The sequence below is a fragment of the Aridibaculum aurantiacum genome (assembly GCF_017355875.1).
GTDB classification, from domain to species: domain Bacteria; phylum Bacteroidota; class Bacteroidia; order Chitinophagales; family Chitinophagaceae; genus Segetibacter; species Segetibacter aurantiacus.
In genome coordinates this window covers 483,620-507,299 of the sequence record NZ_JAFEWC010000001.1, presented here as the reverse complement: position 1 = coordinate 507,299, position 23,680 = coordinate 483,620, and the positions used below count along the sequence as shown (strand labels likewise).

27 protein-coding genes are annotated in these 23,680 nt (G+C 41.8%); 11 read left to right on the top strand and 16 right to left on the bottom strand.

Annotation, left to right across the window (positions count from 1 at the left end):
• Positions 1-144: 144 nt before the first annotated feature.
• On the top strand, positions 145-1,029 hold the full coding sequence (locus J4N22_RS02175; protein WP_207492069.1) for an SdiA-regulated/phytase-like domain-containing protein: 885 nt from the start codon (positions 145-147) through the stop codon (positions 1,027-1,029).
• A 50-nt stretch (positions 1,030-1,079) separates the two neighbouring features.
• On the opposite strand, the gene J4N22_RS02170 is transcribed toward J4N22_RS02175, so the two are convergent.
• Positions 1,080-2,039 carry a TIGR03885 family FMN-dependent LLM class oxidoreductase gene (locus J4N22_RS02170; RefSeq protein ID WP_207492068.1) on the bottom strand — a complete coding sequence of 320 codons (960 nt, stop codon included), beginning with the start codon at positions 2,037-2,039 and terminating at the stop codon, positions 1,080-1,082.
• A 71-nt stretch (positions 2,040-2,110) separates the two neighbouring features.
• Positions 2,111-2,794: a DUF2721 domain-containing protein gene (locus J4N22_RS02165; RefSeq protein WP_207492067.1), complete on the bottom strand. Its 684-nt coding sequence runs from the start codon at positions 2,792-2,794 to the stop codon at positions 2,111-2,113.
• Positions 2,795-3,410: 616 nt separating this feature from the next.
• Here J4N22_RS02165 and J4N22_RS02160 point away from each other — a divergent pair.
• Complete coding sequence (locus J4N22_RS02160) at positions 3,411-3,578, top strand: hypothetical protein (RefSeq protein ID WP_207492066.1); 168 nt, start codon at positions 3,411-3,413, stop codon at positions 3,576-3,578.
• Positions 3,579-3,702: 124 nt separating this feature from the next.
• Here the strand turns inward: J4N22_RS02160 and J4N22_RS02155 are convergent, their stop codons facing one another.
• Positions 3,703-4,011 (bottom strand): hypothetical protein, encoded by a 309-nt coding sequence (locus tag J4N22_RS02155; protein WP_207492065.1) that lies wholly within the window; start codon positions 4,009-4,011, stop codon positions 3,703-3,705.
• 255 nt (positions 4,012-4,266) lie between these two features.
• On the opposite strand from J4N22_RS02155, the gene J4N22_RS02150 reads away from it, so the two are divergent.
• Positions 4,267-4,665 (top strand): response regulator, encoded by a 399-nt coding sequence (locus J4N22_RS02150; RefSeq protein WP_207492064.1) that lies wholly within the window; start codon positions 4,267-4,269, stop codon positions 4,663-4,665.
• An 88-nt stretch (positions 4,666-4,753) separates the two neighbouring features.
• On the top strand, positions 4,754-5,398 hold the full coding sequence (locus J4N22_RS02145; protein ID WP_207492063.1) for a DsbA family protein: 645 nt from the start codon (positions 4,754-4,756) through the stop codon (positions 5,396-5,398).
• 55 nt (positions 5,399-5,453) lie between these two features.
• Here the strand turns inward: J4N22_RS02145 and J4N22_RS02140 are convergent, their stop codons facing one another.
• Positions 5,454-6,530: a 3-oxoacyl-ACP synthase III family protein gene (locus tag J4N22_RS02140; protein WP_207492062.1), complete on the bottom strand. Its 1,077-nt coding sequence runs from the start codon at positions 6,528-6,530 to the stop codon at positions 5,454-5,456.
• A 133-nt stretch (positions 6,531-6,663) separates the two neighbouring features.
• Here J4N22_RS02140 and J4N22_RS02135 point away from each other — a divergent pair, with 133 nt between their 5' ends.
• Positions 6,664-7,014 carry a hypothetical protein gene (locus tag J4N22_RS02135; protein ID WP_207492061.1) on the top strand — a complete coding sequence of 117 codons (351 nt, stop codon included), beginning with the start codon at positions 6,664-6,666 and terminating at the stop codon, positions 7,012-7,014.
• A gap of 155 nt (positions 7,015-7,169) precedes the next feature.
• On the opposite strand, the gene J4N22_RS02130 is transcribed toward J4N22_RS02135, so the two are convergent.
• Entirely contained in the window at positions 7,170-7,589 is a 420-nt protein-coding gene (locus J4N22_RS02130) for a hypothetical protein (protein ID WP_207492060.1), read from the bottom strand.
• 128 nt (positions 7,590-7,717) lie between these two features.
• Here J4N22_RS02130 and J4N22_RS02125 point away from each other — a divergent pair, with 128 nt between their 5' ends.
• Complete coding sequence (locus J4N22_RS02125; protein WP_207492059.1) at positions 7,718-7,990, top strand: hypothetical protein; 273 nt, start codon at positions 7,718-7,720, stop codon at positions 7,988-7,990.
• Positions 7,991-8,017: 27 nt separating this feature from the next.
• Here J4N22_RS02125 and J4N22_RS02120 read toward each other — a convergent pair whose 3' ends face one another.
• Together J4N22_RS02120 and J4N22_RS20050 are read right to left on the bottom strand one after the other, a co-directional pair.
• Positions 8,018-9,232, bottom strand: a complete 1,215-nt coding sequence (locus tag J4N22_RS02120; RefSeq protein ID WP_207492058.1) for a DUF763 domain-containing protein — start codon at positions 9,230-9,232, stop codon at positions 8,018-8,020.
• 64 nt (positions 9,233-9,296) lie between these two features.
• A complete protein-coding gene (locus tag J4N22_RS20050; protein ID WP_255551654.1) occupies positions 9,297-9,419 on the bottom strand; it encodes a hypothetical protein in 123 nt (40 codons plus the stop codon).
• Between the two features lie 281 nt (positions 9,420-9,700).
• Here J4N22_RS20050 and J4N22_RS02115 point away from each other — a divergent pair, with 281 nt between their 5' ends.
• Positions 9,701-10,606 (top strand): hypothetical protein, encoded by a 906-nt coding sequence (locus tag J4N22_RS02115; RefSeq protein ID WP_207492057.1) that lies wholly within the window; start codon positions 9,701-9,703, stop codon positions 10,604-10,606.
• Between the two features lie 34 nt (positions 10,607-10,640).
• Here J4N22_RS02115 and J4N22_RS02110 read toward each other — a convergent pair whose 3' ends face one another.
• Positions 10,641-11,924, bottom strand: coding sequence for a Y-family DNA polymerase (locus J4N22_RS02110; protein ID WP_207492056.1), 1,284 nt, complete (start codon positions 11,922-11,924; stop codon positions 10,641-10,643).
• A 273-nt stretch (positions 11,925-12,197) separates the two neighbouring features.
• On the opposite strand from J4N22_RS02110, the gene gmk reads away from it, so the two are divergent.
• From gmk to J4N22_RS02095, 3 genes are all read left to right on the top strand, one after another.
• Entirely contained in the window at positions 12,198-12,764 is a 567-nt protein-coding gene (gene gmk / locus J4N22_RS02105; RefSeq protein WP_207492055.1) for a guanylate kinase, read from the top strand.
• A gap of 4 nt (positions 12,765-12,768) precedes the next feature.
• Positions 12,769-13,137: an ArsC family reductase gene (locus J4N22_RS02100; RefSeq protein ID WP_207492054.1), complete on the top strand. Its 369-nt coding sequence runs from the start codon at positions 12,769-12,771 to the stop codon at positions 13,135-13,137.
• A 68-nt stretch (positions 13,138-13,205) separates the two neighbouring features.
• Positions 13,206-14,024 carry an SDR family oxidoreductase gene (locus J4N22_RS02095; RefSeq protein WP_207492053.1) on the top strand — a complete coding sequence of 273 codons (819 nt, stop codon included), beginning with the start codon at positions 13,206-13,208 and terminating at the stop codon, positions 14,022-14,024.
• Here J4N22_RS02095 and J4N22_RS02090 read toward each other — a convergent pair whose 3' ends face one another.
• On the bottom strand, positions 14,025-15,008 hold the full coding sequence (locus J4N22_RS02090; protein ID WP_207492052.1) for a glycosyltransferase: 984 nt from the start codon (positions 15,006-15,008) through the stop codon (positions 14,025-14,027).
• 119 nt (positions 15,009-15,127) lie between these two features.
• Between J4N22_RS02090 and J4N22_RS02085 the strand changes: the two genes are divergently transcribed.
• Positions 15,128-15,577, top strand: a complete 450-nt coding sequence (locus J4N22_RS02085) for a DUF6265 family protein (protein ID WP_207492051.1) — start codon at positions 15,128-15,130, stop codon at positions 15,575-15,577.
• 22 nt (positions 15,578-15,599) lie between these two features.
• On the opposite strand, the gene lysS is transcribed toward J4N22_RS02085, so the two are convergent.
• From lysS to J4N22_RS02050, 7 genes are all read right to left on the bottom strand, one after another.
• Entirely contained in the window at positions 15,600-17,153 is a 1,554-nt protein-coding gene (gene lysS, locus J4N22_RS02080; RefSeq protein ID WP_207492050.1) for a lysine--tRNA ligase, read from the bottom strand.
• A 107-nt stretch (positions 17,154-17,260) separates the two neighbouring features.
• The gene (locus J4N22_RS02075) at positions 17,261-18,112 is read right to left on the bottom strand and encodes a hypothetical protein (protein WP_207492049.1); all 852 of its coding nucleotides are present in this window, start codon (positions 18,110-18,112) and stop codon (positions 17,261-17,263) included.
• 234 nt (positions 18,113-18,346) lie between these two features.
• The gene (locus J4N22_RS02070) at positions 18,347-19,201 is read right to left on the bottom strand and encodes a hypothetical protein (protein WP_207492048.1); all 855 of its coding nucleotides are present in this window, start codon (positions 19,199-19,201) and stop codon (positions 18,347-18,349) included.
• A 69-nt stretch (positions 19,202-19,270) separates the two neighbouring features.
• On the bottom strand, positions 19,271-20,260 hold the full coding sequence (locus tag J4N22_RS02065; protein ID WP_207492047.1) for a glycosyltransferase family 4 protein: 990 nt from the start codon (positions 20,258-20,260) through the stop codon (positions 19,271-19,273).
• Positions 20,261-20,286: 26 nt separating this feature from the next.
• Positions 20,287-22,062 carry an asparagine synthase (glutamine-hydrolyzing) gene (gene asnB / locus J4N22_RS02060; RefSeq protein WP_207492046.1) on the bottom strand — a complete coding sequence of 592 codons (1,776 nt, stop codon included), beginning with the start codon at positions 22,060-22,062 and terminating at the stop codon, positions 20,287-20,289.
• Between the two features lie 104 nt (positions 22,063-22,166).
• Complete coding sequence (locus J4N22_RS02055; protein WP_207492045.1) at positions 22,167-22,907, bottom strand: glycosyltransferase family 2 protein; 741 nt, start codon at positions 22,905-22,907, stop codon at positions 22,167-22,169.
• A gap of 189 nt (positions 22,908-23,096) precedes the next feature.
• The gene (locus J4N22_RS02050) at positions 23,097-23,675 is read right to left on the bottom strand and encodes a WcaF family extracellular polysaccharide biosynthesis acetyltransferase (protein ID WP_207492044.1); all 579 of its coding nucleotides are present in this window, start codon (positions 23,673-23,675) and stop codon (positions 23,097-23,099) included.
• Positions 23,676-23,680 lie beyond the last annotated feature (5 nt).

Sequence of the window (23,680 nt, the reverse complement as noted above, 5' to 3'; positions counted from 1 at the left end):
TTGTTGTTGAATGCTTAACAATCGTACTTCGTACCTAGTAATCTGTAGTCGAACATCACATTTCACACCTCATACCAGCATCAGGTATAATATTAGTCTTGTGTAAAACCAGGAAAACAGGAGCTTAACTAAAACAGGAGAAAGATGAAGATATTATTAGCAATACTACTGGTAGGTTTTCTAGGATGTAATTCAACAGCTCAAAATCAGCCACAACTTGAAGTAAAAAAGGAACTGGATAAATCGCTGAAAGAAATATCAGGATTGGTAGCTGTAGGCGATCATTTATGGGCAGTAAGTGATCAGCCAAAACAACCTGTAATGAAATTAGACAGATCAGGAAACATAGTACAGGAAGTGACTATAAAAGATGTAAAGTTTGAAGATGTGGAGGCAATCACTTCCGATAATGAATACCTATATGTAGCAGATGTAGGTGATAATGATGGGCAGCGTGATGTACGGAAAATTTATAGAATAGCCCTTACTTCTATTGGTGATAAAAAGAAAACAGAAGTAACTGCAGAACTCATTTCTTTTTCTTTCCAGGGACATACAGAGGTGGAAAAAAAGAAACACAATGAACATGATTGTGAAGCGGTCATTCATCATAATGGGGCGCTGTACCTGTTTACTAAACGACGCACAGACAAAGACACAGAAGTTTTTAAACTATCTAAAGAACCGGGGCAGCATGTGGCTATTTCACTAGGTGTATATTCTACTGACGGAATGATAACCGGAGCAAGTATCAATTCAGCTGGTAACGAGCTAGCCCTAACAGGCTACCACAGCGGACATACATTTCCTTTTATTCTGATACTGAAAAACTTTAGCGGAGACACTTTCTTTAGCGGCGAAAAAGAACGGATAGAACTTGCAGATAAGAAGATTGACTGGCAGGTAGAAAGCATTGCCTACACAAGGGATAATATGATCTACTTTGCCTGCGAAAAAACCAAAGATGTGGAGGCTACTTTATATGGCCTTAAGAGGGAAAATCTGCACACGATAAACAAGAAGAAGTAGCAGCCTGCAAGTATGTGAGCAGGCTACTACTTCTAAAGATGAATTGTTATCTATTTAAATTTTGGCAGTACGTGTTCACCAAAATCTTTGATGAACTCCTCCTGGTTTTTGCCTACGTTGTGCAGAATGATCTTTTCAAATCCCAGGTCAACATATTCTTGAATCCACTTGATGTGCTGCTGTGGATCGGATGATATTTTGACTAGCTCTTTCACCTTTTCGCGTGTTACCATTTCACCCAAAGCATCATATTGCTTTACCTGCCACAGGTCGTCCAGCACTTCGCTCGAAAGAACATTTGTACGCCACTGATCATACGCCTCTTCCAGTGCCCGCTCTTCATTCCTGGCATAGGATAGCTGCGCCTTCAGGTATAGCGGCTTTCCTTTTCCGCCACCTTCACGAAAAGCTTCTACTACTTTTTTCAATTGCTCCAGCGGATGATTGATTGTGATAAGTCCATCCGCCCACGAACCAAGCCACCTGGCTGTTACATCAGTTACAGCAGCACCTATAAGCAGCGGCGGCACTTTAGGTAATGAATAAAGCTTTGCCTGCTGTACAGTTACCAACCCATAATGAGTTACCATTTCGCCGGCAAATAATCGGCGCATGATATCTACGCATTCTTTTAGTCGCTCATTTCGCTGCGCTTTCATGATCCACTTATCACCGGTAATGTTTTCATTTAAAGCTTCACCACTTCCTACAGACATCCAGAACCGCTCAGGAAACATTTCGGATAAGGTAGCAGCAGCCTGTGCTACAATGGCTACATGATTACGCTGCCCCGGTGCACATACTACACCATGCGGCAAAGAAGTAGAGGCCATAGAAGCTCCTAACCAGGAAAATGAATAGCCACTATGTCCCTGCCTTTCGCTCCACGGATGAAAGTGATCGGATGAATTAATAGCACCGAAACCAGCCTGCTCAGCCATAACTGCTAAACGCAGAAGTTCAGAAGGTGCAAACTGTTCGTGCGAAGCATGATATCCTATAATTGCCATGTTTGTTGCTTTAAAGATTTATCTAGGAACACTTATGATTTTCTATTCCTTTACTAAAGCGTCCTCGTTATTTACATTTCGTTCTGCCTTACTTCTTTTCTTTCTCTATAAAACGGCACCAGTTTCCGCCACCATTTCAGTTTCTCTTCTTTATCCAGGTCGGGCAGCATTGTTCTGAAAAATTGAAGCGTTTGATCCATTTCCATATCGACTGCTGATATAGCCAACCGTGATTCTTTTATTAATATCATGCTAGCAAGGAATAGCAATGCCACGCCAACTATACCCAGCAGGAAAGGCAACCACGTGTAACTTGTTTGGGTAAGAATAACTACACCTATACTAATGCAGGTTGCAATAAAGAAGAACAGGGTAAGATAAAGAATGGTCATGGCCATTTGTAACAAGCGGGCCCTGCGGGTTGCCATTTTCAACTGCGCAAACAATGCTGCTAATTCACCTTCCGGCTTTATTTGTACTGTGCTTTCTTTTATCATATCCCGCATTTGATCACTTAATGTGCGGGTTCTTTCTATAGAACGACTAAGCCGCTGCGAGGTGGTAAGTATGAGCGAACCACTTGCCATGATAAGCACCACGGGTGAGATCATAGCAGACAGAACGGCGATAGTTTGAGATAAAGAATTCAATGTATAGTGATGATTTTGTTTACGATGTAAGTGCACTGCAGGTAATGATTTCTTGTCCAACTTTCTGATGCTAAGTGAAACAACAGGCCTGGCTGGTTCATTCATTAACAGGCATTCTTTAGGTTCATTGCACCAAAATCATACTAGCATGACAGCAGAATAATTGCTACCTCGATAGCAGACAAAACTGCTTTGTCATCCCGAGGTTCGAGGGATCTCCCCTTCAAAAAACTACAGACACCAAACAAGAAACCAGGGGATGCCTCCTTCGTCGGCATGACATAAAGTTTACCAGCAACAAGCTACTAGAAAACCGGAAGTAGTAAAAGTTGGACAGGCTTAAAAAGCAATAGTTGATTTGATGATTAAAAATTCACCTGCTGCAGCAGCGGTACAAGCCCTTGCAGTGTCTACTTGCAAAAAGATAGGACATGAAAAAGTTAATCATACTTGTAGACTACTTATACATGTGGATCCTGGAGTTAAGGAGAAAAAATGTACCTGAGCAAACCTCTATCACACATATACTATAGCGGTGATATGCTAAAAACTGAGGTGGAAATTTATTATGATATATAAGATGCTGGCTTAAAAAGCTGCACTGCGTTTTCAATTTCAAGTTATTCACATTCCGGGTGCAGAAGGAAAAACTTAACACAGAAGAACAAAAGAGCGCTTTACATTTGCCCTCCCCATAATAACCCCCGGGGAACTAAAACACATGGAAGCCAATACATTAGCTGCACCAGCAACTTCAGAAATGGTTACACCAAAGGAATTGATATGGAGACACATCAAAGATCCTAACCACCGTATCACTGAAGAAGAATTCAGCAAACTTGTTGTAGGTCTAAATCTGAAAGAAACCGAAAAGCACAAGCAAAACTAGTTTTGCCGATAAATAAGGGTGCAAAAGCATGAGCCAAAACCAAAGTAGTGGCTTAGCATTTTAAAGCTCATTATCCAATAGAAGGGCTAAAGAAAGTAGCATGTACAAAACATGCTACTTTTTTTTATCCAAGTACATCATAGGGATTGGGAATTCTTCCAGTACCACTATCATTATCATCATCGTCTTCACTTTCCCTTGCTGCTTTCGTCTCAAATTCTGTAGGAGGAATAAGTGTGGTATTATCAATTTCGTATAAACTCTTGTCTTCGCCAACACTACCTGTTAGTTCAAGCTGCGCGTTGCGCATTTCTTCATCGGTAGTTGAGTGATTGGGATCGAATAAATGACGCTTCGCCAGTTCACTTATAGTTAAAGGCTTCTTATCAGAAGTGATCTGATTGATTCCATTAGGATTTTGTTCCTGTTTCATCGCGAAAGTTTTCATGTGATAGATTATTCTACTAACGGTGTACCAACTTTTGCAGTTTGTAATGTGCCATCACATTCTACAGCTGCAGCAGCCTATCGGTAACAATAAATTAATATTAGGACCCTCATGTCAGTTGGGTGCGCGAACAAGATTTGTGGATACAGAATGAGATTGTTTACATTTGCATTTACCCATCTCTCCTATAAATTAAACAGACCCGCCCGGACCATATGTTTAATCAGAAAGATAAAGACCATGAAGAACTGCGTTTGGTACCTATTGGAAGATGATCCTGATGATGTACAATTAATAAGCGAAGCATTAAAAACTTCACAACTACCGGTAGAGCTTGTTCACTATACTTCGGATGATGAACTAATAAACGACTTGGCTATCAAAGATTTGCCTCATGTCGTTATTCTTGATATTAATCTTCCTACAACCAATGGACTGGAGGTTTTAGAAAAGCTGAAACAAAGGGACAGGCTTACAAGCTTATTGGTGGTCATGTTTACTTCGTCGGACCTGGAAAGATACCAGGAGCAGAGCAAAGAACTCGGAGCCGTAGCCTATTTTACCAAGCCGTACCAGTTCGACCACTATTTTACCGTAGTAAAAGATATATTCAATCTATGTTCGCTGCATCCAGCCTGATCAGCATCTGGTAACTACTAGATAATACAATGAATGTTGGAAATACCTATGGTATACCTGCATCCATTGCTGCAGTACATTTGCGTCTATGAAGCCTTTACTTATTTATTGCTACGATGCTTATTGTGGTTGGTGCTATGGATTTTCTGGAACAATTAAAGAATTGGTAGAAGAGTACGCAGACCAACTGGAAGCAGATGTACTATCGGGAGGCATGATACTGCCTGAAAAACCAGTACACATAAGCGCAACTGCAGGCTATATAAAAAATGCTTACACAACTGTGGAAGAATATTCAGGTGTGCAGTTTGGGCAAGATTACCTGTGGCATATCAATAATCCTGAAGAGAGTGACTGGTATCCTAATTCAGAAAAGCCGGCTATTGCCATGTGCATTTTCAAAGAGTATTATCCTGAACGCGCTGTTGAATTTGCACACGACCTGCAGTACAGTTTGCATTACGAAGGACGCGATCTTACAGACAATGAAGCATACCGGCACCTGCTGGAGAAATACAGCATTCAACCGGAAAGATTTTACGAAAAACTACAAAGCGACACGTACAAGGAGAAGGCTTATTATGAATTTGCTCTTTGCAAACAATTGCAGGTTACAGGATATCCAACCGTTTTTTTACAAACCGGCGAATTGAAATTTCATATGATAGCACGTGGCTATACAGATGCGCAAAGCCTGAAGGAGCGGGTGGATGCTGTTTTAGCTACATTATAAAATGCAAATGGCAGCTACGATAGCTGCCATTTATGAGTATAAGTAACCTTGATATTTACACCCTGTAGCAGATCGCGTTGATATTCATACCTGCACCTACCGATGCAAACATGATGATATCGCCTGGCTCCAGTGCATGATTTTCTTCCTTTCCTTTTACCACCAGGTCGTATAATGTGGGCACTGTTGCAACCGAACTATTACCCAACCAGTGGATACACATAGGCATAATTTCAGCAGGGCTGATATCTTTTATTCCGTATAGCTTATACAAGCCTTTGATAATGCCTTCATCCATTTTTTCATTCGCCTGGTGAATGAAGATCTTCTTTACATCTTTTATATCTACCCCACTAACTTCTAAACATTCTTTCATTGCTTCAGGCACATGCTTCATAGCGTACTCGTACACTTTGCGGCCTTTCATTTTTATGTACCTAACAGAAGGATCACATTCAGGATAATATGAATGGCCCATGTTGATGAAGTAGGCTTCATCAAACGAATGGGTGACAGCACAGCTGCCTAAGAAACCACTACCATTTTCTTCCACTTCTTTGTATTCCAAAACGGTAGCACCGGCGCCATCGCTGAATATCATGCTGTCACGATCGTATTCATCCAGGACACGGCTCAGCGTTTCACTTCCTATAATAAGTGCACGTTTAGCAATACCAGCTTTAAAAAATGCATCGGCTTGTATCATACCCTGCACCCATCCCGGGCACCCAAATAGCACATCGTAAGCCACACATTTTGGATTCCTGATCTTCAGGTTATTTTTTACCCGGCTTGCCAGCGACGGCACTGCATCTGTTTGTATGGTTTTGTTTACTACGTTTCCGAAGTTGTGAGCTACAATAAGTTGGTCTATTGTTTCAGGATCAATGCCACTATCTTCTATAGCATTCTGAGCGGCTATAGTGGCTATATCAGAACAATTAAGATCTTCAGAAATATATCTTCTTTCAGCTATGCCCGTTATCTGTCTTAGTTTTTCTGCCACCTCCAAACTGGGAGTTTCTATGGGGCTTTTATCTTCAGCATAAAACTTATGGACTGCAAAGCTATTGTTGGTTCTAACTACGGTAGGTATATAACATCCAGAGCCAGTGATCACTGATCTTTTCATTGGAAATAGGAGTTTGTATTTATGTTCACCACTTAAAAAGGGAGATTGAAGTTAACACCTGCAATTGTAATACCGATGATAATAATCATGCTGGTGGCATAACATTGGTGGGACACTACAAAAAATGAGAAACATGATAGATAATAATAATGAAGAAAACAGGGAGCAATCATCTTCTAATCCTGTAGAAGGAGAAAATAGCAGCCGTAACCGCCGTGCAGAAGAAAGCGAAGCTGATGCCGATGGCGTTTATCTTACCGCTGATTCAAAACTACAGTCGCCCGAAGAATATGAACTGGATAAAAACCGCGACAATACTGATGACCGTATAACAGCAAGTAGTACAGACGACCACGAAACCAATAGTGGCGGAGTGGCAGGAACAGACAGGGCAGGAACCGCAGAAAGAAAGGATTATGGCGAAACCAAACTTAACCAGGGAATAGAAGAACAAGGTGGGCAAAAGACCTATGACCTTGATTAGAAGAAGAATTTATATTGAAAAAGGAACTGCCCCGGCTGTTCCTTTTTTTATGCACCTAAAAAAAGAAAAGCTGGATTAGTTACACGATGAACACGGTTGAGATGCAAGAGCACACTTTTGTAGTTGGCTGATGTTCCACCTTAGAAGTAAGCACTTTACTTAGTTTGAGGCTGAACTTCTGCTAACTGTAGATAATTCTTTCGTCCTGCTGTTATGTAGTAGGTAAGGAAAAACAAAGGAAGCATAGCTACTATAGCCAGGTTTGAAAGCAAGAACGTATCCAGTACAAAATAAGCTAGAACAATAAGAAGTATTGCCGCTGGTAATAGCCAGTTGCCATATTTAAAACCACCTACTTTGAAGATCTTTGTTTCACCTTCTGTGATATGGAAGGTTTGGATTGGGCTGCTGCACCAGTCAATCTTTGTGACAAGAGAATGTTGACCAGGTGTTACATCATAATTCATTGTTTGCCCGTTAGCAATTGTACCAATTTTTTTACCATCCAGGTACACACCATAATTTCTGAAGTAGTTCAAATATTCGTTTGTCCTAATGATGGTTATCGTAGCCATTGGAAGTCAGTATTATGTTTTTTCCTTACGCTATAAAATTACAACGAAACAAACATGTACAAGTTGCCAGCTGCATCCACTGGTGCAGCTGGGAATAGTCTTTGCAAATACATTCGAAATCCTATGATATGAAACAAGCAATGATCGTGCTGTTACTTACAGCAACTACACTGGCAGCATCTGCCCAATCTCAAAGAACAAAGAAGCAGAAGGTAAAACAAGAGACCGTTGAAGTAGGCGCACAAGGAAATAATGCATCTGCTACAGGCGTGGTACGTAGTACCAACAAAGGTGCTAATGGTAAAAAGTTAGGCCACTATAAAAATGGCAAAGCAACTGGTACCCGCTGGGAAACCCGCACGAATGCAAATGGTAAAAAAATCCGTGTACGTGTAGATTAACCAATCAATGTGCAGATACGTAAACGATTACCACAAGCGTAACTGCACATTATTCTTATTCTTCCTTGGAGGCTTTGCATCGCCAAAAACAGTTTTGCCGCCATACATCCAGCTTTCGTTTCTTTCTTTTTCCAACAGCTGATCAAAATTATTATTAGGAGTAAAATCCTTTTCAGCGCGGGCTGCAATGGTGTGCAAAGCCTTTATCGCATCCTGCTTCTCTGAAAAATCCAACTTAGCTTTTTGAACAGCATTTTCCAGGTTGCTGATGGTTTCATCATACACCATAGTAGGAACAGGGAAAGGATGACCATCTTTACCACCATGTGCAAAAGAAAAACGTGCAGGATCTTTAAATCGCGAAGGCGTACCATGTATCACTTCGCTGACCAACGCAAGTGATTGTACCGTACGCGGACCAACGCCTTCCATTAGAAGCAATTCTTCAAAATTTGACACCTGGTTTTCCTGCGCCAGCCAAAGTGTTGTCCCCAGCCTCTTGAGGTCTACATTCTCTGCCCGAACATCGTGATGCCGAGGCATTATCAACTGCTGGATCTCCTGCATCATCAGTTCCGGCTTTTCCAATGTCAGTTGCAGCATCCCCTGCCGCGAATCTTTAGCTTCAGCAGCTGTAAGATTTAGAATTGCTCCCTGGTTGATGCCACAGACACCGGTATGCGGTTCTTCTACAAAAGATTGCAGATTGCTCGAATGCCAGTGATACCTCCTTGCTGTTTTATCTTCTGTACGCATGCCTTGCTGTACCACTGTCCAATCGCCATTGGCAGTAAGAATGAAGTTGTGCATGTACAACTGGAAACCATCCTGAACAGCTGTATTATCTACTTTAGCACTTAGCTTACTGCAGCGGACCAGCTCCATTCCATCAAGTCCCGTAGCTGAAGCGATCTTCATCAACTCAGCAGGCGTTTCTTTAGAATGTTTTCCCTTACCACCGGTTATGTAAATACCCAGCTCTTTCGACCGTGGATTGATGGCTCTTTTAAGCGCTCCCATTACTGATGTAGTAATGCCCGAGGAATGCCAGTCCATACCCAGCACAGCACCAAAGCTTTGAAACCAAAAAGGATCGCTTAGCCTGCGCAGAATTTCCTGCTGGCCATATTCCACTAATATAGATTCAGTAATAGCAAGACCCAGCTTCGCCATGCGGTCAGCCAACCACTTTGGTACTTGCCCATAATGTAAAGGGAGATCTGCTGAGCCGGAACGTTTCATTACCTGCAAAAGTACCGCAGCTAGAGGGTTGAAGCTGATATTGTTTTGTTAGAAGAAGAAACAGTTACTTCTTCTTAGGAACACAATCAGGTACTTGTTTTCCATTATTTTTCTTGGTGCCTTTTTGCTCGTAGTTCTTCCAGCAAGGATCTTTCTTGGTGGAAGATTTTTTGTTTGAGTTTGCCATAACACATGTTTTATCTACAGGGTACAAATTCTATGCATTTAGCTATTTAAAAGCTGTGTTTATACATGCCATTTTCGTGTTTATGCAGCCTCTAAACAAGTGTGTAACCGCTGTATAAAATGTTGGACGCAACCTGCATTCTTTCCCCATAAAAGCCGCTACTGGTAAGGGTTTCGGTAAATATTCGCCTTGATTATTAGAACCACTAGGTGTTGCAAATCCCGTTTGCAATGAGAAAAGATGACGTATGGTTTTTGAATACTTATACATAAATGAGGAATATGAAAACACTAATTATAGGCATATGCATGGCCATGGGAATATGGGCGCAGGGGCAGGTGGCTAATACACATCCTTTACCTAAAAAAGGCAAAGACAACTACCCGCAAAACAGCCGGCAGCATACATCACCAGTTAAGACTTCCAGCAGGCATTCACCTTCTGTAAGGGGCAATCCTAATTCGCCTTCTGTAGCGCCTACACCTAACGACAGGCCAACTGAGATAAACAGGAGCAACGCCAGCAATACCAATATCAACAGGCAGGGTGCTTCAAACGCACAGCCTAATAGTCCTTTTGTACAAGGTGTATATGCAGCGCCAAATGCTGCCCGCACTTTTGATACCATTGTGACGCAAGGTCCTGCTGCCCGTGCTACTGTAGGTACCGTAGTACCAGGTGGAAACGATACAACTTTTAATGTGAATACAATAACAACTACTGAAGGCGTAACAACTACATCAGGAGCTGTAGATAGATCGGGACAAGCGCAGTTTGGACAAACCAATTGGGGTGATGGTGTAAGAAACACGGTAGGTGAAAGCCAGTGGACAATACCACCACCTATCACTGCTTCTTTTAACAGGGAATTTCCGGCAAGTAACAATGCTGCATGGACACGCAACCAGGTAGATACCAATCAATATACGGTTAGGTATAAAGCAGGCACATCGTGGGTTACATCTACGTACGATGCATCAGGAACGCGCATCAATATGCGAACTGATATTCCATTGGTTCAGCCTCCGGCGCCGGTGTCTGTTTTTATTGCAAAACAGCCTGCTACTTTCCAGGTGGCAAGCATTAGCCGGGTGCAGGTGCAGGGACGGCCAGAAGTGTATGAGCTAAGATTGGCAAATGGTAAGACAACGTATGTAAATACAGACGGAATGGAAGTAAGGTTCTAACTACAGTAACTGGTGGTAGAATAACCTCCACCAGTTACTCTACATCTTTTAGTTCATTCCAACGGGAGGTATATTTTGGTGTCAGCAAGGCCTGCCGCATTTTCCATTCCCTATTGGTGCCAGAGGAGGCGAACTTCACCTTCTCGTTGCGCATGCTGAAGTTGATGTTATCTATCTTTTCCATCAAGGCTTTAGAAACCTTTGTTCCTTCAGAAGGCGTAAATATATTTTGCTGAACAGAATCATCCGGAACAAGGTTGCTAAAGATGACGCCTGCTTTTTCGTACACCACACCTGGCTGGTACAATTCCTCTAACAGTTGTAATGCAGGTTTAATAAGCTCATTGGTATTAGAGGTGGCAACAGGCAACACCATCACTTTATTGATTGGCTCGTTTGGCTTGTAAACATCTCCTTTATCCAGTGCTTTTTCAATGACAAAAACAGTCATTTTTTTGGCTGCACTATTTTGCCTGCGCAGTTTTTCTGCTGCACGACTTACATACATGGCAACGGCTTCTTTCATTGGCTCCACCTGTTGCAGTGGATGCCCAAAACGACGTGTACACGATACCATTTTTTTAGTAGCTAACTGTTCATCTAAACCAATAGCATGAACACCATTTAGTTCTTTTATCAGCCGCACGCCTACCACACCACCTAAGTGCGTTCGTGCCCAATCTTCCGGCACCTGTTTTAGATCGAAAGCTGTATTGTAGCCTAGCTTTTCAATTTTAGCAGCGTATTGTTTACCCACTCCCCATATCTCGTCTACAGGTGTTCTTTTAAGTGCTGCATCCACTTTTCCTGCAGTATCAAGCACCAGCATGCAATGACTTTTAGCCTTGTTGTCTTTAGCTAGTCGATTAGCAATTTTAGCCAGCGTTTTTGTAGGTGCCACACCTATGCTAACCGGAATACCTGTCCAATGCATGATGCGCTCCTTCATCTCTTTTACCACCTCGTTTAGCTTATTCAGTGGCACTTCACTAAGATCAACAAAAGCTTCGTCAACTGAATAAACCTCTACACAATGAGCAGGCAACATGCTTTGCATAGTTTCCATAACACGCTTGCTTAAGTCGCCGTATAAGTTGTAGTTGCTGCTAAAAGCGGTGATACCATTCTGCTGAAGTTGGGGCTTGCTAAGGAAGTATGGCTGCGCCATTTTTATACCCAATGTTTTAGCTTCATCACTTCTTGAAATAATGCATCCATCGTTGTTGCTAAGTACCACAACAGGTTTCCCGTTCAAATGAGGCTTGAATAACCTTTCGCACGAGCAATAAAAATTATTGCAATCAACTATCGCTTTCATTCCTGTTTTGCTTTGCCGACAGGCTGCATGAAGAGTTGAGCCTGTAAAACAGGTGCAAGGTAGTTTTTCCTTGATCTCGTTCTCCGTTACTGGCAGCTTTTTGCTAAAATTTTTAGCTCTTTCTCAATCTTGTTTAAGAGCTACAACAGCCACTGCATAGGATACTAGACAATCTTCATGTGAAGGAAGATGTTGGTGTATGGGTCACGTGGTAGTTGTAATGCTTTGTGCTGCTAAAGCAAACTTTGTTTTCTTTGCAGTTCATTTATCTATATGAAAGGAAAAATCATAGTAATTACTGCACCTTCTGGCGCTGGCAAAACAAGTATTACGCGCTACCTGCTGCAAAAATATGATCAACTGGCATTCTCCATTTCTGCAGCTACTCGCCTGCCACGTGGTAAAGAAAAAAATGGTGTTGATTACTATTTTATGACCGTGGAAGAGTTCCAGGAGCGGATACACAGGAATGAGTTTATGGAATGGGAAATGGTGTATGAAGGCAAGTACTATGGTACGTTGAAAACGGAGATGGAGAGACTATGGTCGCAGGGGAAGGCTGTAATACTTGACATAGATGTAAAAGGGGCTATTCACATTCAGAAGCAGTACCCGGAAAATACTATTTCGCTTTTTATAGAGCCGCCTTCTATAGATGAACTGCGCAATCGCCTGGAAGGTCGTGGAGTAGATGATGAGGAAACTATAAAAACACGCTTGAATAAGGCAAGCTATGAGCTGTCATTCAAGCATTCTTTCGACAGGGTGATCACAAACCACAACCTTGAAACAGCCTGTAAGGAAGCAGAAGAAATAATAATCGAATTTCTAAATAAGTAAGCACATGGTGAAGGTATACGGCATCCCCAATTGCAGTTCAGTAAAAAAAGCGCTTGATTGGTTGAAGCAGCATGATATAGAATTTGAATTTCATGATTACAAGAAGGTGGGTATAGATAAAAAGAAATTGAAAGAATGGAGTGACCGGTTTGGCTGGGAGAAAGTGCTGAACAAAAAAGGTACGACCTGGAGGAAGCTGTCACCTGAAGAGCAGGAAAAAGTGACAAGTGAAAAGGCTGCACTAACTGTAATGGCTGCCAATCCTTCTATGATAAAAAGACCAGTAGTAGAAAAAAACAATGACTTGCTAATTGGCTTTGATGAGAATGAGTATACGGTGATACTGGATCCTAAATCAACCAACCAGTTGTAAGAGATGTGTTGAAACAAATTGTTCAGCACCTGTAGTAACGGGTTATATTACATGTTCAAAGCAACAATATGTCTTTCCAAAACAAAACTGTTTTTATTACAGGCGCCAGCCGCGGAATAGGCAAGGCCATTGCGCTTCGCCTTGCTGCAGAAGGAGCCAATATAGTTGTAGCTGCTAAAAGTGTAGAAGAGAACCCAAAACTCGGCGGCACCATCTATTCGGCTGCGGAGGAGATAGAACGTGCAGGAGGCAAGGCTTTTCCTATTCAACTTGATATAAGAAATGAAGAGCAGGTAGAGCAGGCTGTACAAAAAGCAGCAGACACTTTTGGAGGTATCGATATCCTGGTGAACAATGCTTCAGCCATTTCGCTTACACCTGTAGAGCAAACCGAGCCTAAGCGTTTCGACCTGATGCACGACATCAATGTCCGCGGCACTTTCTTTATGAGCAAAGCATGTATTCCTTATTTGAAGAAAGGCACCAATGCCCATATTCTCAACCTCTCGCCTCCCGTGAATATGGATATGAAGTGGTTTAAAAGCCATGTTGCGTATACCATGAGCAAGTACAACATGACCATGATTGCGCTGGGGCTGGCTGGTGAATTGAAAAAATACAATATAGCTGCCAATACACTTTGGCCTCAAACCACCATTGCCACTGCTGCTGTACAAAATCTATTAGGCGGCGATGCATTAATAAAAATGAGCCGAAAGCCTGAAATCATTGCAGATGCTGCTTATTATATTTTGCAAAAACCTGCCACTGAGTGTACGGGAAATACATTTATAGATGAGCAAGTATTGGCGCAGGAAGGCATTACAGACCTGGAGCATTATGCGGTTGTTCCCGGTGCTACTTTGTATACCGACCTGTTCTTGTAACTACTTCCAATCAAGAAATTTTTCTTGCTGTACTTGCTGCAGCCGCGGATGCTTTTTGTTTAGCTTACCACCATTCATTACTACCTGGTATTTTTCAAGGTAAGCTTCAGCCATTTTTTTACTGTTGAAAACATCGGCTGTGTACTCATGACACAGCCTTCTGCTAAAGGCATCAGCACCTTCTACTGCCTGCGCCAACGCTGTACTGTTGTTAGAAAGAAATCCAACGTCATTGTGAACCAGTTCAGGCAAGGATCCATAAGGTGTACCAAATATAGGGCAGCCCATGTACAGGCTTTCGGTTATTGCCAGCCCAAACGGCTCATTCCACCGCACAGGAAATATTAAACCTTTAGAGCCTTGAAGTAGATTAGTTTTCTCTGCACCACCCACCATACCAGCAAAACTTACCCGCGGCGACAGGGTGAGGCGGAAGCCCATCCTAAAGTTGATGCGATGACCTCCCAGCACTTTCAGCCGCTCTTGTTTGGTTTTTGTAATCACATCTATTGCTCCTTTGACATTTTTTACCCGCCACGAAGCATCGCCTAAAAAATGAAAATAGCTCCTGGGGTTATCAAGCAGTGGCTTGGGGTATTCATTCCAGTCAAGGCCGTTGTGCACATAAGAGGCAGAGCCAAAACGAGCCGCATGATTGCGTGAAACAAAAACAGTATTTAGGTCAAGATCTGCCTGGTGGTTGATGTTGCCATGAAAAGTAACGATGTATGGCTTTGGCATTTCTCCATCGGGCAATACATTCAGATGAACCACATCAACATCAGGCGGCACCTGCTCAGCCAGCTTCCTTGTTTCATCAATAATAAGCACCTTAGCAAAATCACAATGCGAGCCCGCTTTCACCAGGAAGGTCACCTTGTGCCCCATCTGCACCAGCTCCTTTGCCAGGCTCCAGATCACTCTTTCAGTTCCGCCGTATTTTTTTACAGGAATAGTGCTTTGATCAACTATAAGTATATGCATGCATCACAGGTTGTGCGGCCACAAAAGTAGGCATCGCGAGTTGCAACAGGTAAAGAAGCTACATCTATGCTGCGAAATAGTTTGTAGGGCTTATATTGTATCCAAGTCAACCATTACTAATGCATAACATCTTTCTCTTCTTACTTCATTTTGCCTTACTGCAACAAGAGCCATCCAAAGGTTTAGAACAACTTGTTGGCACATGGAAAATGGAAACCTCCAAAGGCGCTCTCTATGAACAGTGGGTAAAGCTGAATGCACAAGAATTCTCTGGTAAGAGCTACAGGATTAGCGGGAGTGATACGATTATAATGGAGACAGTACAACTAATGAAGGAGAAAGAAGACCTTGTGTACAGGGTAAGTGTGCCGGATCAAAACGAGCAACCGGTAAGCTTCAGGCTTATTAGTCAAAGCAATAACAAGTGGATCTTTGAGAATAAAATGCATGACTTCCCGCAGCGGATCATCTACAAGTTTGTTGGAACAGACAGTATAGCAGCCCGTATAGAAGGATTGGTTGGAGGTACAGAAAAATCATCTGACTTCAACTACAAGCGGGTACAATAAAGGGGCTTTGCAGCCCCTTCTATTATTTTGTTTCTTCTTCTTTTTGTTCACCCAGGTCTTCCAGTTTCTCTGGCCGCATCTGCGGAAACAGCAACACATCTTGAATGCTTGGTTGGTTGGTGAGTACCATACACCACCTGTCGATACCGAAGCCGATACCACTAGTTGGCGGCATACCATATTCTAGAGCACGTAAGAAGTCATAGTCAATGAACATTGCTTCGTCATCACCGCGCTCCATTAGTTTCACCTGCTCTTCAAAACGTTCACGCTGCTCAATTGGGTCGTTCAACTCACTATAAGCGTTTGCTAATTCTTTACCATTTACCATCAGTTCAAAACGCTCTACCAGCCCAGGTTTGCTGCGGTGTTTCTTGGTAAGGGGACTCATCTCAACAGGGTAATCGATAATGAACGTTGGCTGAATGTATTTGCCTTCGCACTTCTCGCCAAAGATCTCATCAATGAGTTTGCCCTTGCCCATACTTGCTTCAACATGGATGTGCAGCTGGTGGCAAACATCGCGAAGCTGCGCCTCATCCATTTCGCTTACGTCAATACCTGTATTTTCTTTAATAGCATCGTATATGCTGATCCTGCGGTACGGTGCTTTGAAATCAATCTCCACATCGCCCACCATTGCTTTGGTAGTACCATTAACGGCAATGGCAACGCGCTCCATCAACTGCTCGGTTGTTTCCATCATCCACTCGTAGTCTTTGTACGCCGTGTAAAACTCCAGTACTGTAAACTCCGGGTTGTGTGTTCTATCCATGCCTTCGTTGCGGAAGTTGCGACTGAATTCATACACCCAGTCGAAGCCACCAACGATCAGGCGTTTCAGGTATAGCTCGTTGGCGATACGCATGTAAAAAGGAACATCCAGCGCATTGTGATGTGTAACAAAAGGCCTGGCAGCTGCACCACCCGGAATAGCCTGCAGAACAGGTGTATCTACTTCTAATGCTCCTTGTTCATTCAGAAACTCGCGAATTGAATTAACCAGCTTGCTGCGCTTTACAAATACCTCTTTTACGTGCGGGTTAATTACCAGATCAGCATACCGCTGGCGATAGCGAAATTCAGGATCGGTAACAGCGTCGAAAGTTTGTCCTTCTGCTTCTTTTACTACCGGGAGTGGTTTCAGTGATTTAGTAAGCAGCGTAAACTCGGTTACATGTACCGATATCTCTCCCATTTTGGTTGTGAAAACATAACCTTTTACGCCCACTATATCTCCCATGTCAACCAGTTTCTTCCAAACCTGGTCATACATTGTTTTGTCGTCGCCAGGGCAAATATCATCGCGGCGTATATACACCTGGATCTTTCCTACACCATCTTGTAAAACAGCAAATGAAGCCTTACCCATGTCACGCACACTCATAATACGTCCAGCCAGGCATACATCAGCAAAATCTGCTTTATTCTCTTCACCCTTATAATGCTCTTTTATAAAAACAGAGGTAGTATTTACAGGATATAATGGCGCCGGGTACGGATCAATCCCCAGCCTTTGCAGTTCAGCAAGTTTCTCTCTACGGATCAGCTCCTGCTCACTCAGGTGTTGTTGCATAATTTCTTTTTAAACAGTGCGCAAAATTAGCGGAAGGAGGTGAAAGTAAAGAGGGAAGATTGGGAAGAGAAGTATCAACGCAAGAAGAAAGATGGAGCAGGTAGTTGCTATAGTGTTCTTGCTGGTCTTATTAATTTTGTTCCTACGGGTCGTGAACTAGTACTAGCTTTATGAAGCAGTTGTAGATTGTAAGCTATACCAAAGATGTATCTTAGTCTCTGGTATTTGATGTCCGTCACTTCAATATTTATCCCAAGAGGGACTTTAGGAAATGGAAAGGTCGAAATGCCGAAAGCATAATCGTAGCCTGTCCATTCACCAATAAGATTAGTAGAAGGAAGAATGGGAGTAGCTAGTGAGAAAAATGGGTTCATTTTACCACCCCTGGTAATATCATGCTTGGCATCCTGAACATAAAAACCATTGCCGGCCCCTGCTGATATTGATAGATAGCTAAAGGGAGAAGAGTATGATTTTTTCGAGAGCTTCAGCAGGTAATTAGCAGCAACATAGTAGCTGCGCTGGTAGGTGATGTAGTTGATAAATGAAGGATGTATTCCCCACAAAACCAGGTTTTGAACACCTGCATCCACCATTAATTTCTGTTTGAAGAAAAACCTGTTTATATGAAGATCCAGGCCGCCGCTACCTAAATTTTCAGGTTCACCTTTGGAATTGGATAGTCCATAAATATTAACAGTTGCTCCTGCACCTATGTATTTTATTGGGTCACCAAGGCCGAGATATGCTCCTGCATGCCCATCCATCTTTGTTCCTAATCTTGTTTTTTCGTGAAAGGTAGCGCCTACAATCAAAGTTCCCAATGAACCTCCTCCCGAAGGATTGTTCATAGAGGTAGCGGGCCAAATAGAGGATGTTGGGTTTTGCTGACCTGCACTATCTTGAGCGAACAAATTGAATGAAATGGCAAAAGCTAGCAGGGGGAGCAGCAGTTTCATAAGTTAGTTAGGGGTAAACCAAGGTAAAATAAGGGTCGAAATAAAGATGCTACAACCATGGAAATAGCTGCATATCAATGAGTAAACAACTACTGCAACAAAAACTATAATAAACTCTCGCTATTGCATAAGAATATTTATATCTGAAAAATATTGATGGAGAAAGCGGATGAACTGCAGTATTGAGGCTAGCTCATCTCATAGGCACTGCATTGATATATTCTATGGAGGATACTATATAGTCCTTGTTGGTCTCACCAGTTTAGTACCTATTGGACGCTTGGTGGTGTTTTTGTCCACACTCTTTAACTGGAAGTTGTATAACAACCCCAGAATGAAGCGAGGCTGACCATACTTTATATCTGTTACTTCAAAATTAAATCCTAAAGGAAACTCAAAAGGAAAACTGGATGCGCCAATAGCGATGTCAAATCCAGTCCATTCGGCTATGAGATTTGTGGAATGAAAAATAGGAGTTGCTAAACTTAAAAATGGATTCAATTTACCCTGCTCTCCAGGTAAATAGTCTTTATCCTGCTGGTAATAGCCATTTCCTCCACCTACAGTAATGGCCACATAACTAAAAGGTTCATCATACGAATCAGAACTGATTTGATGTATATAGTTGGCACTGATATACAAACTTTTCTGGAAGGTGACATAGTTCCTGAAAGCTTCATCACCACCCCAGGTAACGAGGTTGGTTATCCCTGCATCAAGAAGTACTTTTTGCTTGAACAGGAAGGTGTTTATATGCAGATCAAGGCCACCATGGCCAATGTTTATTCTTCTGCCGGCAGTATGGGTAAACCCGTAGGTATTGATTGTTGCTCCAGCCCCTAAAAAGTTCACCGGATCACCTAAACCAAAATATGCTGCAGCATTTCCATCCAAAACATTACCTAACCTGTTTTTACTTTGAAAAGAGAAACCAGGAATAATTGTTCCCAGCATACCGCTACCGGAAGGATTTTCCAAAGTCATAGCAGGCCATACAGGCATTGGAACTTTTTCTTCCTTTTCTACTTTATCCTGGGCTGAAGCATGTAAGCAAAAAAACAACGACATCAAAAGGATCCACGTTTTCATAAGCATGACTTTAACTGTTTACAGAAAACGGATGTTGGATCTTATTAGCAGGAAGCAGTTGATATACTATTACTGCTGAATAACTTTCTTATACAAAGAAACATATTGTTCAGCTACTACCTTTACATTATATCGAAGCGCATTTTTATATCCTTTCTCAACCAGGCTTTCCCTGAAGCTATCATCGTTTATAACCTTCAGAACACCTTCACGTATTGAAGCTACATCATAAGGATCTACTAAACAAGCAGCATCATTTGCCACTTCTGGCATGGATGAAATATTGCTCGTTACTACTACCCTACCTACTGTATTTGCTTCAATAATAGGCATTCCAAAACCTTCAAGGGTAGATGCAAAGAGTAGCAGATCACATTCTACGTACTTCTCAAACATTTCATTATCCGAAAGATGAGAAGACACCGAAAAATCAATATTACATTCCTTTAGAACATCAAGATACTCCACACCTGGCTGTCCTACAATACTAAGTTTACAATTTATTCCTTCTAAGGCTCTTGCCATACGAATGCAGTTTTTATTGGCCACCGTACCTATTTGTAAGATAACAGGCTTCTCTTTATTAAACTGCTTCTTTACTCTTGTAAAATGATTACCAATACAAGTAGGCACCACCACCACTTTCGCTGGGTCGCACTTAGTATTTTCTATAATAGCCTGGCGTGTAGTTTCACTAACAGCGGTTACTATTCCTGATCTTTTTACCGGCCACTTTACCCAAAAAATTTCAAGGACTTTACGAACGAGTGGAGAAGGGTGATCTAAAAATCCAATATCGTGAATGGTTAGAATGGTTTTTCTTTTCTGCATCATCAATGCAAGAAAGTGAACATCACCTGTAATATGATTTACCTCCCCTTGCCTGAAAGCTGCTTCAAAGACATTATACAGTCGCTTGAAAAAGCCATTACTATAATACTTTGATTCAGCTACAATAGGCTTAATACCTGGCGGCAGATGCTGCCTTACGTTTTCAAAATAAGCCTCAATACTTACATACTTATAGGGGTTTCTGCGGTGGAAATAAACAACTTTCATCTCTGTAAAAAGTAGAAACGCTAGGACTACTTCTGGAATTCAGCAGTAACAAATTGGCCCCAGTAGCGCGACCAGTTATACTTACCTGCATCAAATTCCCGACGAGCTGGCTCTAACGATGGAGTCGAAGACTCTGCCTGTTGTAAATAGGATGATTTTTTAAACCATTGATCAAATGGAAAGGTAAAGCCCATCTTTGGACGCTTCCAAACTTCCTCAGGCAACTCTTGCTGGAATGCCTTTATAAGCAAATGCTTTTTTTGGTGTTCATTGAATTTAACTGAAGGTGCAATAGAATGTGCAGCCTTTATCACATCTACATCAAGGAAAGGCACCCTCAACTCAATGCTGTGCCACATACTGTATATGTCGCTGTCGCGCAGCAGCATGTTTTGCATATATACATTTTGTTCCAACATGCTTACCCTATTCCCTGCATCCAGGTTTTGATAAGTGCCTAATGTATCATTATAAATAACTTCTTTCACTTTACTAACTGGCAGATCAACCATTCGGCCAACATCTGACGGAACAAAGACTCCCCTGTTGAAAAGGTACTCTTCAAGAGGATCATTATTGCGCATATACTGGAGCTTCTTTGCAGGATAATTACCCATAAAGGCTCCAGCTACTTTAGCTGCCATCCTCATCTTCTTAAGCTTACTATACCGGCTATTGTTAAACGCCTGGTACCCGCCAAACAGTTCATCAGCACCCAAACCGCTAAGCACCACCTTTAAACCATAGTGGAGAGCATAGCGGGTAATAAAATAAGTATTAATGCCATCAATGGATGGTTGATCCATGGCTCGGAAAATGTCAGGCAAACTATCTTCAAAATCTTGTTGAGTAACTAAAAATGATTGATGAGATACACCGGTTTTTTGAATAACCAGGTCCTGGTAATACTTCTCTGAATATTTTTCGTCATCAAAGTAAATGGAAAGTGTCTTGATCTGCTCCTTGTTGTATTTGCGGCATGCAAAAGTGAGAATGCTGGAGTCTACACCTCCGCTAAGAAAAATTCCTACCGGAACATCGGCAACCAGGTGCCTTTCAACTGAATCAAGAACTGCAGACCTTGTTAATGATACGGCATCATCAAGATTGGTTATATCAGAAGTAAATGGAAAGGAAATAAAAGTTTCGATTGTATATGAACCGGCCTCCAGGTCATAAAGCATGTAACTGCCCTTCGGCAGATGAAAAACGCCCTCTAAAGTGCTGTATGGTTCTGGTATAAAGCCAAAAGTGAGAAACCTGATAGGCCAGTTTGGATCTTCTTTCCAATTTGGCACTGCCGCTTCCAGTCCACGCACTTCTGAACTGAAATACATATCGCCGTCGTGAGTGCCGTAATAAAGAGGCTTGATACCTGCATGATCTCGTGCAGCTAAAAGTTGCTTTTTATTATTATCAAGAAGCAAAAAAGCAAACATACCTTTCAACCTGGGCAGCATAGCTGGCCCCCATGCATGGTACCCTTTTAGAAGAACTTCTGTGTCTGAATGGGATTTAAAGGAATATCCCATCTGTATAAGCTCAGCGCGTAATTCCTTATAATTATATATTTCGCCATTGAAGCTTATCTGGAAACCTATAGTAGGGTCCTCCATAGGCTGATGACCTAAAGGCGAAAGATCTATAATAGATAAACGTCTGTGCCCTAATGCTACATGAAGATTGTTATCAAAATATATTCCATTATCATCCGGACCACCATGAGCCATTGCACCTGTCATTCGAAGCAGCCGCTCCTGCACATTTTCTTTTTTACTAATAAGTCCGGCTATTCTACACATACACGATTTGCTTAATTGGCTGAATTTAGAACAACAATATGATGAAATATCTTTTCCTCAAGTTGTCGATTAAAATAAAAAAATCCGCTTCCGCGGATCTTTAATTACATATATTGAAAAACTTTTCGCAGTGGTTTGAGAACCATTGTATACCAATGCGGACTACCGCCATTTATCCGCCAAGCCTTGTAATCTTCCAGGTGAGCTTTTAGCCTATTGGAGAAACTTCTGTTACTCACCCCACCAGCTCTCATGTGCACCAATACTCTTGGAAGATACTCCGCCTTCACTTTGTTCACATACAAAAATCTTAATATCAGCTCGTAATCTGCTGCACTTTTCAAGCCTGTATTAAACAACCCGTATTTTTCATAAACTTCCCTCTTCACAAAGAAAGTAGGGTGAGGTGGCATCCAGCCGAAGTTAAACTTTTCGTACCTATACTGACCGGAGCGCCATTTACGGACGATCTTTTTAGGTTTTGACATGTTGATGAAGTCAAGGTCAGCATAGACAGCATCACAATCCTGTTCTATTAGATGCTTTACAACATCAGTGATCACATTTTCATCGGGATAAAAGTCGTCAGAATTTAAAATCCCCACTACGTCTCCTGTAGCCATCTTGATGCCTTTATTCATTGCATCATACAGCCCATTATCATTTTCAGATACAAGTGTACCCGTGAAACTGCTGTTTTTAATGATGTCTAATGTTCCATCAGTTGAAACTCCATCAATAATAATGTGTTCAATATCAGGATATTTTTGCTTACTAACAGACCTGATGGTGTCTGCAATTGTTGCCGCGCTGTTATAACATACTGTAATGATCGATACTCTCATAACCTGTTTCTATGTAAACTTTTGATTTACGATTAAGGTCTTTGAGAATATTGGAGATTGAAGCTTTCATAAATATTGTTATTACTAATTCCAGAAAAACTACCCAGGATGAGTAGAAAAATCTTCTGGCAATTTTCATAGAGTAGATGCTTCTACTATAAGACAATTTACATGGAGTATAGGTTGCATTTACCTGATTATTCTGGACTTGACAGCAACAGCCGGAATGCCCTGGTAGATTGTGTAATCATTCAGGTTTTTTGTAGCCACCGACTGAACAGTAAGAATAGAATGACTTTTACAAGTTACCCCTGGACAAACGGTAGACCTGGCTCCTATCCAAACCCCATCCTCCAGGGTTATAGGCTTAACTATAAGATCGAAACCAACTGTAGTAAAATCATGATTACCACAAAGAATATATGCTCCTTGGGATATACAAACGTTTCTTCCTATAACAACTTGAGCAACATTATCTATCCAAACGTTTTCACCAATCCAGCAGTGATCACCAATGCTTAGCATCCATGGATACTTTATGTTCACTGAAGGTTTGATAACCACACCTTTGCCCACTGATGCACCGAATAGCCTTAACAAGGCCACCTTTAATGGAGAAAAAACAGCAAACTTGTTATTAAAGAACACAATGTTTATAATAAACCATATTGCTCTTTTGATGGTACCACCTGGCTTGTACCAGGAATTATCATAAAGAGAGAATTCAACGGTTGCCCTAATAGGTGTTTGTACAACTGTCTGCTGCATTATAA